Source organism: Bifidobacterium oedipodis (assembly GCF_012932425.1).
GTDB lineage: Bacteria > Actinomycetota > Actinomycetes > Actinomycetales > Bifidobacteriaceae > Bifidobacterium > Bifidobacterium oedipodis.
The window spans coordinates 113,196-124,890 of the sequence record NZ_JAAIII010000007.1; the positions used below are offsets into that span (position 1 = coordinate 113,196).

General features: G+C 58.6%; 7 protein-coding genes. 6 read left to right on the plus strand and 1 reads right to left on the minus strand.

Annotated features, from left to right (window positions below; genetic code table 11):
• Positions 1-98: 98 nt before the first annotated feature.
• The 6 genes from G1C95_RS10765 (at position 99) to G1C95_RS10790 (ending at position 10,513) form a co-directional block, all read left to right on the plus strand.
• The gene (locus G1C95_RS10765; protein ID WP_169172953.1) at positions 99-968 is read left to right on the plus strand and encodes a class II glutamine amidotransferase; all 870 of its coding nucleotides are present in this window, start codon (positions 99-101) and stop codon (positions 966-968) included.
• Between the two features lie 336 nt (positions 969-1,304).
• The gene (locus G1C95_RS10770; protein ID WP_169172954.1) at positions 1,305-3,683 is read left to right on the plus strand and encodes a bacterial Ig-like domain-containing protein; all 2,379 of its coding nucleotides are present in this window, start codon (positions 1,305-1,307) and stop codon (positions 3,681-3,683) included.
• Positions 3,684-4,171: 488 nt separating this feature from the next.
• Positions 4,172-5,686: a sucrose phosphorylase gene (gene gtfA / locus G1C95_RS10775; protein WP_169172955.1), complete on the plus strand. Its 1,515-nt coding sequence runs from the start codon at positions 4,172-4,174 to the stop codon at positions 5,684-5,686.
• A 230-nt stretch (positions 5,687-5,916) separates the two neighbouring features.
• Positions 5,917-7,446, plus strand: a complete 1,530-nt coding sequence (locus G1C95_RS10780) for an MFS transporter (protein WP_169172956.1) — start codon at positions 5,917-5,919, stop codon at positions 7,444-7,446.
• Between the two features lie 231 nt (positions 7,447-7,677).
• A complete protein-coding gene (locus G1C95_RS10785; protein WP_169172957.1) occupies positions 7,678-9,309 on the plus strand; it encodes an MFS transporter in 1,632 nt (543 codons plus the stop codon).
• Positions 9,310-9,484: 175 nt separating this feature from the next.
• Positions 9,485-10,513: a LacI family DNA-binding transcriptional regulator gene (locus G1C95_RS10790; RefSeq protein ID WP_169172958.1), complete on the plus strand. Its 1,029-nt coding sequence runs from the start codon at positions 9,485-9,487 to the stop codon at positions 10,511-10,513.
• Between the two features lie 98 nt (positions 10,514-10,611).
• On the opposite strand, the gene G1C95_RS10795 is transcribed toward G1C95_RS10790, so the two are convergent.
• Positions 10,612-11,655, minus strand: coding sequence for a LacI family DNA-binding transcriptional regulator (locus G1C95_RS10795; RefSeq protein WP_169172959.1), 1,044 nt, complete (start codon positions 11,653-11,655; stop codon positions 10,612-10,614).
• Between the last annotated feature and the right edge of the window lie 40 nt (positions 11,656-11,695).

The following is an 11,695-nucleotide window of genomic DNA, read 5'->3' on the forward strand; positions in this document are numbered from 1 at the left end:
TTGATCTGCGTATGGTCTTCGTAGCTTGCGCACCTTATAAGCAATGGCTATAACGATGCCCGCGCGTTCGTGGTTGCGCTCGGCTACCTTGAAATACCATGTGCAGATTACTCGGATACGCGACGGCCGGATTCAACCTCAGCCTCACCGCCATGCTCGGTGAGAAGTATGTTGACGACTTCCGCGACCTGTCCGAGATTCACAACGACGGTTGGGGAGTGGCCCAGCTTGCCGACCCCGGCGAAACCCCATATGTGCGCGATGGCGGTGCCCCCAGTCCGGAAACCGGCGTCAGACTGTACAAGTCCACCATCGCTGCCCGTCATGACGACACCTTCAACGTGCTGGCCAACGAAGCCGCGCGCGGTGCACTATGGCACCTGCGCTTGGCCAGCTCCAACCTGCCGCTCATTATGGAGAACCAGCAGCCTTTCTACGCCAACGGGCTGAGCTTCATCCACAACGGCGATATCTCCGACGACAACGGCCGCAACATCATCACCAACCGTTCCTATCCTGTGGATCACAGCGTGGTGCTGTCCACCGGCGGACGCTCCGATTCGGCCATTTTCTTTGCCGTGATTCTTGAATACATCGGTTTCGGATTCCCGCTGGACGAGGCCGTGGCACAGGCTGTGCGCGAACTGCGCCAGTCCTACCCGAAGTCCAGCTACAACTGCATGATCCAGTCTGAGGATCAGCTCATTGCCCTGCGTGCCAGCGGTCGCGAGGCCACCAGCCCGCGCATCGTGGAAATCTATGATCAGTACGGTCGCGGCGAACAGGCCCACGACTACCGCGTGCTGCGCTACCGTGCACTAACCGATGCCAGCGGTCGACCGGCGGGCATTGTGGTGTCCTCGTCGGGCTATGAACAGCGTGCTGAAGAAGGCTGGATCGACCTTGACAACGATCAGATGATCGTGGCCTCCAACCGCAACGGTTCATGGCGTCTTCGCTCCATCTGATTGCCGCGTAATTGCTGCGCGGCTGTGTTCGCATAGGGGGTATTGCGCTTCGCGCGTCGAGCACTGTATTTCGTACGTCAAATACTGCATTTCGTGCACGCGATGCGGCGTTTCGTGCCCACGAAGTTGCCTCCCCCCTAATGCTTGTTAGCGTGAGGGGACAGGCGAAGACGCCTGGGAAAGTGGTGTATTCCCATGAAACGTTTTATTGCGAAATTATGTTCAATATTGGCAAGCCTGAGCTTATGTCTTGTGGGGTTCATCGTGGCACCCCTCGCCGTAGCGACGGCTGACGAAACTTCCTCGGTGTTTTATAGCTACGTATACGGCAGCTACATGAAACAGAAGGACTGGGGAACCTTTACCGTCGGCTATGCCCAAGGTGGCATGGAATCGCTGACAATAGGCAACCAGAGCAGCGTCAAAGCCTCTAGCGTGAAAGCAGAGATCGCGGGCCCTGATGCCGACGCGTTCCTTTTTGAAACGAATCTTAGAGGCGGATCTACTTTAAGCGCGACGAGCTCTGGCGGAATAAACCGCATCGCGCCTAAAGCAGGAATGCCGGCACGAGAGACGCCATACATTGCGCAAGTGAAGATCACTGCGCGCCAAAATAATCAGCCTATCGAAGAGACGATTACCGTCGGTTGGTTCACCGTTGCGGAGGAAGTCAAGGATCCCGCCACATGGACGATCACCATTGATGGTGGCACACTGTCGGGCACTCCCAGCGGAGAGGCGACGGGCGGCGATATCATCGCTCTTCCCACTGCAGATCAGTTCACCAAAGACGGTGTAACGCTGGTGGGGTTCACGCGTGCGGAAGATAATCGTGAGTTCAAACCTGGCGAAACCGTGTATCTGCTTGCCGGAGCCAATACCTTTACCCCGATTTGGGATGTGGACCCCGACAATGTGACCATCACGCTGCCACAGGATCGACAGTTCACCACGTATATCGATGGCGTAGCAGTCGATAGGGGAGTGGACACGGTGACGATTCCCAATGACACGCAGGTCGTCTTCCGTTTCGAGGCCGATGAGGACGTAATCCTTGAGAAGGTGCAATTCACTCCGGTAAAGGGTGACGTTTCCTACTACTCTTCGTCTTCAATGAAGTCAGGTGTCAAGTGGACGTGTTCGTCTGACATGACAATCACCATGCATTATGACACTGTGATCAAAGGGTTGCCCGAAGATGGAGCGGTGATCGAGCTCGGCACGGTCAGCAGCGCATATACGTCTACGTGGAGGCGTGATCTGTTCACGGTGTCGAACGTCTCCTCGATTGATGCCATGCTGGGTGTCGATATACCGTCGTTTGCGGAATCGAATGGTTTGCTGCTGTTCGGGGATGACAACAATGCTGACTGGCAAATCATTTCCGCCCACGCCACAAATGTGAAAGCGCTGGGCATACGCTTCATGACACCGACAGAGCCAGTCAAACCTGGCAAGATAACCTATAGAGCCGGCGTTGATGTCACAGGGCTCCCAAATGGGCCTAATGGCACGCCGAACATCTCGCAGCGTATGCGTTACTACACATTCACCCTAACGGTGCTTGAAGCATGGCCGACTCCTGCGCCACAGATGGACTCTGCCGGCGCATACCTCACCGGATTGGAAGCCGGCGTGGAATATCTTATCGCCGTTGCCGATGGCGAAGCTGTCGCGTATACGGCGGATGACCAGGGTCGCATTGCCATCGCAAAAGACTGGTACGGCAAGACCATCACCATCGTTCGCAAGGGAGATGATACGACCCGTGGCGATAGCGCTTCTGTAACGTTGGAGATCGCGAACAACGTCGTATCCATTGCTGTTACACAGTCGCCGACGGTGACCGAATACCAGGCAGGCGACACGTTCGACCCTGCGGGATTGGAAGTCACCAAAACCATGGCCAACGGGGATGAAATCGTTCTGGAAGCTGACGAATATACGCTGTCAAGCCCTGACATGAGCAAGGCTGGCGAACAGACCGTTACGGTGACCCTCAATGAGGACACGTCGAAAACAGCCACGTTCACCATCACCATTACAGCAATTCCGACGCCTCCACCATCGGTTGTATATCGGGGTATCACCATTGTGTCAAAGCCGGATCGCACCACGTATGGCATCGGCGATGAACTGGATTTGAGCGGATTGAAAGTCGCCAAGCACTGGTCCGACGGATCCACACAACTGGTGAAGGCTGACGATTATGAAGTCAGCGGATTCGACTCGTCCAAACCGGGCGCCGTGACAATAACAGTGACGCTGAAAGCGGATCGGAGCCGCAAAGTGACGTTCGAGGTGAAGATTGTCGCTGGTTCCGTAAGTGTGCATCGACTGTACAACACCAGTTCGGGAGAACACTTCTATACCGCCAACGTGACGGAGAAGAACGGGCTGGTATCCAGAGGCTGGCGTTATGAGGGCGTGGCGTTTGTTATGTCCGACTACGGAACCGAGGTGCACCGCTTCTACAACCCCTATTCAGGGTTGCACATGTTCACCACCGATGCGGCCGAAACGGCTGCATTGCGTGCGGCCGGTTGGCGTTATGAAGGTGTCGCCTTCCATGCGCCGCAAGATGGCGGCACGAAGGTGGCGCGCTTCTACAATACGGGCAATGGCGATCATCTGTTTACCGCCAATGCGGTGGAACGTGCCGCCGTGCTCGCCGCCGGTTGGCGCGATGAAGGAGTCGGATTCGTTGCCGAGTGACGCAACCAATAGCGGTTGAACCGCATGATATACGCCGATGAGGGCCGAAATGCAATGTCGTTTCGGCCCTCATCGGCGTTTTTGGTAGTGAACTGCGGTTTTGTGTAGTTGGGCTGCTGGTTGTCACGGTTCGCCTGCGGGATTGTTACGTAAGTATGTGACAATCCCGCAGGTCAACCGTGCGTTTTGGTAGGTCAACCGTGCAAACTGACGGGTGAACCGTGCGGTTTGATAGGCCAGTCGTGCAAACTGACAGGCGAACCGCGACGATTAACAGGGGAGCTGCGGCATTTCGTGGGCCGGATTACATCAATTGACATCGAACCGGTTCGACACGCCGGTAATTGGACGATACTTAGTTGTTTGCGTTAATATCGAACCGGTTCGATACGGCGGGGTATAACCGGACGCACCACATAATCAGCAGTCCGCCGGCGTGCGGGCAACGACAGGTGCGAAGCACTTGTCACACAACACAGAGGTTGCCTATGAAGAACACTGTTCAGCTCATCACCTACGCGGATCGTCTTGGCGACGGCACGCTGAAGTCCATGACCGAGATTCTGCGCACGCGCTTCGACGGCGTGTATGACGGCGTGCACATCCTGCCGTTCTTCACCCCGTTCGACGGTGCGGACGCCGGCTTCGACCCCATCGACCACACCAAGGTCGATTCGCGCCTCGGCAGCTGGGACGATGTGGCCGAACTCTCCGCCACCCACAACATCATGGTCGACGCCATCGTGAACCACATGAGCTGGGAATCCAAGCAGTTCCAGGACGTGCTTGCCAACGGTGAGAAGTCTGAGTACTACCCGATGTTCCTGACCATGAGCTCCGTCTTCCCGAACGGTGCCACCGAAGAGGACCTCGCCGGCATCTACCGCCCGCGCCCGGGCCTGCCGTTCACCCACTACAACCTCGGCGGCAAAACCCGCCTCGTGTGGGTGAGCTTCACCCCGCAGCAGGTCGACATCGACACCGACTCCGACAAGGGTTGGGAATACCTGATGTCGATCTTCGACCAGATGGCCGCCAGCCACGTGAGCTACATCCGCCTCGACGCCGTCGGCTACGGCGCCAAGGAAGCCGGCACCAGCTGCTTCATGACCCCCAAGACCTTCAAGCTCATCTCCCGTCTGCGCGAAGAGGGCGTCAAGCGCGGTCTGGAAATCCTCATCGAAGTGCACTCCTACTACAAGAAGCAGGTGGAAATCGCCTCCAAGGTGGATCGCGTCTATGACTTCGCCCTGCCTCCGCTGCTGCTGCACAGCCTGTTCACCGGCCACGTAGAGCCCGTCGCCCACTGGACCAGCATCCGCCCGAACAACGCCGTCACCGTGCTCGATACGCACGACGGCATCGGCGTAATCGACATCGGCTCCGACCAGCTCGACCGCTCCCTGAAGGGCCTCGTGCCCGACGAGGACGTCGATAACCTGGTCAACACCATCCACGCCAACACCCACGGCGAATCCCAGGCCGCCACCGGTGCCGCCGCTTCCAACCTCGACCTGTATCAGGTGAACTCCACTTACTACTCGGCTCTCGGTTGCAACGACCAGCACTATCTGGCCGCCCGCGCCGTGCAGTTCTTCCTGCCGGGCGTGCCGCAGGTCTACTACGTGGGTGCGCTTGCCGGCAAGAACGATATGGAACTGCTGCGCAAGACGAACAACGGCCGCGACATCAACCGCCACTATTACTCGACCGCCGAAATCGACGAGAATCTCGCTCGCCCGGTGGTCAAGGCGCTGAATGCGCTGGCCAAGTTCCGCAACGAACTCGACGCCTTCGACGGCGAATTCAGCTACGAAGCTGACGGCGATGACTCTATCACCTTCACATGGAAGGGTGCGACCACCGCTGCATCCCTCACCTTCGAGCCCAAGCGCGGCCTCGGCGTGGACAACACCACTCCGGTCGCCTCGCTGAGCTGGACCGACGCCGCCGGCGAGCACGTCACCGACGACCTGCTGAACAACCCGCCGACCGTCGCCTGAGTGCGGCTTCGCGTATTGGAGATGCCTCGACTTCGCTCGGCATGACGGGAATATTCGCTCGGCATGACAATCAATGCGTCATGTCGGGCAAGGGCCGTAAGGCTCATTTCCCGTCATCCCGAGCGAAGGCCGTAAGTCCGTAGTCGAGGGATCGCCCATGCTTATCCAAGCGCACAACAAACAACACAACAACAAGAAACAGAAAACACAAGGAAGAAAGAGCAGTCATCATGGTAGATGATTTCATCCGTCCGGGCATCGATGATCGTCCGGACCTCGACAAGGCGCTCACGCCCGAGCAAAAGGCCGCGGTTAATCGTTTGGCTATTAATCCGACCAACACCAAAACCATCGAGTCCGAGGCGGCTGTGGAAAACACCGATCGCCAGACGGCCCGCATGGCTGAAACCAACCCATCTGGTGCGATTGCAGGGCGCTCCGAAGTCGCCGACCCGAAATCCGCCTTCCTTGACATGCGTGATCCGATGGTGGCGGCTAATGGCTCCCGTCCGAGCAAGCTCGATGTGTTCCGTTTGGGTGCGGGCTTTACGTTCTCACTAATCATCACCGGCATTGTATGGGTGTCGTTGTCTAGCATCCTCGTGCCTCAGCTCGTCGACACTATTGCCCCCGGGCAGCGTGAGGGCTTCATCGGTCTGATTAATGCCGTCGGTTCCGTGGTGGCGCTGATTGCCAACATTGTGTTCGGTACCTTCTCCGATTTGACCCGTTCAAAGTTCGGCAAGCGCACCCTGTGGATCTGCTCCGGTGGCGTGCTGTGCGGCCTGTGCGTGTTCGCACTCACGTTCACGCGTTCGCTGCCGCTGATTCTGCTGCTGTGGTGCGGCATGCAGCTCTTCTACAACTGGATGAACGCGCCATTCGTCGCCACGCTGTCCGACCGTGTGCCCGACAAGTTCCGCGGCACCGTTTCATCCTTCATGGGTGCGGGCGGTGTGCTTGGCCAGACCACTGGTGCACTGGTCGGTTCCATGCTCATTACCAACATCGACTTGGGCTTCGCCATCGGTGCTATCGGCTTCGCCATGGTCGGCTTCCTGGTTATCGGCATTTGGCCGCGTGAAGGCTCCAACCTTGACGAGCCGCGCGAGCCGCTTAGCGTCAAAACCGTGCTTATGGCCTTCATCCCGCCGCACGGCAAGGGTGCCCGCAACTTCTACTACGCGCTGTTCGGCCGTCTGATGATGGTCGCCGGCTACCAGATGATCACCGGCTACCAGCTGTACATCGTCAAGTACTACACGCTGTCGGATTCCGGTCTCAACGCTGACGATCTGTCCACCAAGGCCGCTGGCATCATCGCCACCATGTCCGTGATCACCATGGTCGTGTCGCTGCTGGCCGCGTTCATTTCAGGCCCGGTGTCTGACCGTCTGGGCATGCGCAAGGTGCCGGTCGCACTCTCCAGCGTGTTGTTCGCCATCGGTGCGGCCATGCCGTGGATCTTCCGCGATGCCATGGGCATGTTCCTGTTCGCCGCGATCGCTGGCTTCGGCTATGGCGTGTATAACGCCATTGACCAGGCGCTGAACGTATCCATCCTGCCGAATCCGGCTGAGGCGGGCAAGGATCTGGGCGTGCTCAACATGTCCAACACCCTGTCCACCGTGCTTGGTTCCGGCCTGACTTCCGGTTTGGTGATGATGACCGGCGGCAACTACGCGTTGGTGTTCCCGGTGTGCATTGTCGTGGTTCTTATCGCCGCGTTCCTGATCATGCGTATCAAGAACGTGAAGTAACAGCCGTTTCGGCTCAACGTTCTTACCATGGACGCCGAACCCGGGCCATACCCGCTTCGGCGTAAACTAGAAGAAGGAAGATGAATCGCCCGCCGTGCACTGAAGCCAGTGCGCTGCGGGCGATTCGCGTTTGAGGCTGTGTGAAGTCGCTTCTGGCTGTGCAATGGTCGCTGATCCGTCTGCCTGCGGCCTCACGACGCGTAAGGAATGGCAAGAAGCAGGAGCTTGAGGATGTTGCAACCATATATTCGTCCGGGTATTGATGATCGCCCGGATCTTGACAAGGCATTAAGCCCGGAAGACAAAGCCGCCGTGGCACGACTGGCCATCAAGGATCATCGCCGTCCGCCTGAGGCATCGGCCGATCAGCCCGAAGCTCAGGCCGCCCGCTTGGCCGCCGCTGGTTCGTCGACGGCCGCTGCAGCCGCCGCCAGCGTGGATACTCCAGCTCCGGATATGTCATCCGCCTATCTTGATATGCGCGACCCGATGGTGTCCGCCGACGGTCAGCGGCCAACCGCCAAGCAGGTTTCCCGTTTGAATTGGGGCTTTTTCGTGGCCGCGATTCTGGTCGGTGCACCATGGATGGCACTGAACACTGTTGCGATTGCCAATGTCGTTGCGGCGATTGGTGGTTATAACACCGCCGAGTTCTTTGCGGCGGCGGTCAACCCTGCAACCGGCCGCGCATTGCCCACCGGCACCTCGCTGGCCACGCCGCTTGCGGTTGTGGTGGTGCTCGGCATAATCGCCGCATTATTCTCCACGCCACTGGTCGCCGCACTATCCGATCGCACGCGAGTCAACTTTGGCCGCCGCACCCCGTGGATGGTGGGCGGCGGTGTACTGTGCGCGCTACTCACCTTGATCCTCGGCCAATGCGCCGCGTTGCCGGCAATGTGCATACTGTGGATTCTGCTGCAGTTCACCTATGCCATGATGTCCGCTCCGCTGGCTGCCGCGATGAGTGAGCGTGTGCCCGATAAGTTCCGTCCCCGCATCGAACGCTGGCATGGCATTGGCGTGATGCTTGGACAGGCCGCCGGTGTGTGCCTTGCGGCATTCAGTCTGATGTTTGGCCCATACGTGCCGTTCGTGGCAATTGCTGCGGTATTCACCATCTCCGGTATTGTCACAGTGCTGATTCTGCCCAAGGAACCATCCAGCGAGGCACAACCGATCCAGAGGTTGCATTGGGAGCAAATCAGTACGCAGTTGCGTCCGCCGGCGGATGCGCCTGCGTTCGCGCGCGTATTCGCGGCCCGCGCATGCATGATGACCGGTGTGGGTCTGACCGGTGTGTTCCTGTGGTATCTCGTGCGTTTCTGGGTGTACGGCAAGGCTGTAGTGTTCACATCCGCGCCGCTGACTGTGCCCGCCGGAGGCTTGATTGTACTGATGGCGCTGGCCACGCTCGCCGGTGCCGCACTGGCTTCGTGGGCTGCAGGCCCGATTTCCGAATGGGTGGAAGATCGTGGCCTCGCCACCGCCAAGGTTGTGGCTGGATGCTGCGTGCTCTACGCCGCTGGCGTGGCCGTGGCTTGGGGCTTGGGCGTATGGTCCGCCGGCACTGCGCGCGAAAACGGCATGATCATCTTTGCGCTGGTCACCGGCTTCGCCTTCGGTCTGGTTGATGCGCTTGGCTTGGAACTGGTGATGGATGCGCTGCCCAATCCGCGCAACGCCGGCCATGATCTCGGCTTCTATGGCTTGGCTAATATGGCAGGTCAGGCCGCTGCGGCAATTATCGGTGCTGTGCTGGTCACGGTGTTTGCCGGAAGCTTCGGCTACTATGTGCTGTTCCCTGCGGCCATCGTGATGGTGCTGATCTCCGGTGTGCTGACGATGTCGGCTCGCCATTGACCGGTGCAATCCGGTGCAATCCGGTTCAATCTGATTCAATAACGTTCGGGTACACTAGGGCGGTATTATGTCTTTTTCCCGAACGATAACGGGCTGCTGACTAAGTTCCGCAAGCTCGTTGCGGACGATGGGGAATTAGCAATCGCTGAGTGCCGAAGTAACGAGGGAGTGAATCATGGTAGGCATGCGTGATGTGGCCAAAGCGGCCGGAGTGTCTCTGAGCACCGTTTCTCTGGTGGTCAACAACACCGGCTACGTTTCTGCCGACATGCGCGCCAAGGTCGAAGCCTCGATGCGGGAGCTCAACTATATCCCCAACGAATTGGCCCGCAACCTGTATCATGACCGCACCAATACCATTGGTGTGATCGTGCCTACTATCAGCCACCCGTTCTTCGCTACGCTAATGGCCGCGCTGCAACGTGAGTTTGCGGCGCTGGGCTTGCGCACGATGCTCTGTTCCACCGCTGATGCGCGCAACGGCGAGGCTGAATACGTCGATATGCTCAGACGCCACATGATGGACGGCATTGTGATGGCCGCGCACACCGAACATACCGAGGATTACTGGGCTTCCATCGATCGGCCGGTGGTCGCCTTCGATCGTCGGCTGGGCGGGGCGATTCCATCCGTCGAATCCGATCACGAGCAGGGTGGTCGTCTGATCGCCGAGCATCTTATCGCGTCCGGTGCGCGTCACGTTGTAACGGTCGGTGGCCCGCGATCGCAATTCGAGGGGTTGGGGGAGAAGGCCACCTTCCCCACATCCCGATACCACCTGACGATGGAACGGCTGGTGGAGCAGGCTGGCATGCGATGGGACTATATGGATGCCGGTTCGGTGAGTGATTTGGGATCGCATGCCCGTGCCGCCCGCTCGATTTTCGACCGATTCCCCGATGCGGATGCCATTGTCGGCTCCGATGTTGTCGCGGCCTATGCGGTGCAGGAAGCGTTGCGGCGCGGTATTCGTATTCCCGAGGATCTGCAGATCATCGCCTATGACGGCACCTATATGGCCGATGCGGCGGGTTTGCGCCTGTCGGCGGTGTGCCAGGATATGGATGCGCTGGCACGTCGTGTGGCCGAACGCATGGAGCGTGGCATCGCCAGAAACGGTTCATCCAACGCTGATGCCACTGCTGACGAACCCCTCGATGCGCTGGTGCCAGTGACCTTCGTAGCCGGCAAGACAACGCGATAGTCGTGGTTGTCTAGGCAGAATTCCTATCCGTAACAGGTGCTAAGTAATCAGTAATTGTCTTCGTGCTTCAGCGTTCTGTTGGCATCCTATCGGCATGGCTACACGCTTGGTGAGCTGGCGCGGTACACGATGGTGTGCGGCATAACGATATCGGCGGAAGGCGCGCGATGGCCCGCGTTGATTTGGTCGATCAGTGAGTCTACTGCGCGAATAGCAATATTGTCGGCGTTCTGATCCACCGAAGTGAGCGAGGGAATGGAATATTGTGCCTCGTCGATGTTGTCGAATCCGATGACGCGCACATCGGCAGGCACCCGCAGACCCATGTCCTTAAGTTGTCGGATGACGCCGAATGCTAGGTGATCGTTGCCTGCCAGAATGCCATCAGGTTGTATTCCCAAATCAAACAGGTCACCTATGGCCCGCGCTCCGGAAAGGCTGTTCCAATCGCCGACCTCGCGGATAAGTCGTTTGTCAAGGGCAATGCCGGCTTCTTCAAGGGCAAGGCAGTAACCTTTGGCGCGTGTGGTGCGTGACGAGATTGGGCCAGTGAGCGCACCGCCGATCATGGCGATGCGGCGGCATCCTGCATTGATCAGACTGGTTGTGGCCTCCTTGGCCGCTTGCGTATTGTCGATATGAATGTAGGGGGCAGAGGCGGGGGATGGTTGTGCCCCCAGCATTACTAGTGGCCAGTTGCCGTCCAACGCAGACGAATTGCCTGTGTCGAGTATCGCGGGGCTGATGATCAGGCCGTCAGTGCGTTGTTGGCGCACGGAATCGATGCTTGCGAGTTCGTTCTGCAGATTCAGTCCGGTGGACTCCACCAGCACGCTGTATCCGCGATAGCGTGCGGCCGCGATGATGCGTTCTGCGAGTTCCGCAAAATAACTTTGCCGCAGATCGGTCACCGACAATGTGATGAGATGCGTGCGTCCGGCCTTGAGGTTCCGGGCGGAAGTGTTGGCTACATAACCGAGCTGGTCGATGGCTTGTTTGACCCGAGCCTTGGTCGATTCCCTCATATAGGGGTAGCCGCTCAGATAATGGGAGACGGTGGCGATGGAGACTCCTGCGAGTTTCGCCACGTCGCGTAGCGTGGTTTGCTGCCGGTGTTGCGATGGGCCAGACGTGGTGTCCATGGGAATCGTGACCTCCCCCTTACAGTCATCTGAAACGATG

Coding starts and splice junctions, on each gene's coding strand:
- G1C95_RS10765 (WP_169172953.1), top strand. CDS start 99: ATGTGCAGATTACTCGGATACGCGACGGCCGGATTCAACCTCAGCCTC.
- G1C95_RS10770 (WP_169172954.1), top strand. CDS start 1,305: ATGAAACAGAAGGACTGGGGAACCTTTACCGTCGGCTATGCCCAAGGT.
- gtfA (WP_169172955.1), top strand. CDS start 4,172: ATGAAGAACACTGTTCAGCTCATCACCTACGCGGATCGTCTTGGCGAC.
- G1C95_RS10780 (WP_169172956.1), top strand. CDS start 5,917: ATGGTAGATGATTTCATCCGTCCGGGCATCGATGATCGTCCGGACCTC.
- G1C95_RS10785 (WP_169172957.1), top strand. CDS start 7,678: ATGTTGCAACCATATATTCGTCCGGGTATTGATGATCGCCCGGATCTT.
- G1C95_RS10790 (WP_169172958.1), top strand. CDS start 9,485: ATGGTAGGCATGCGTGATGTGGCCAAAGCGGCCGGAGTGTCTCTGAGC.
- G1C95_RS10795 (WP_169172959.1), bottom strand. CDS start 11,655: ATGGACACCACGTCTGGCCCATCGCAACACCGGCAGCAAACCACGCTA.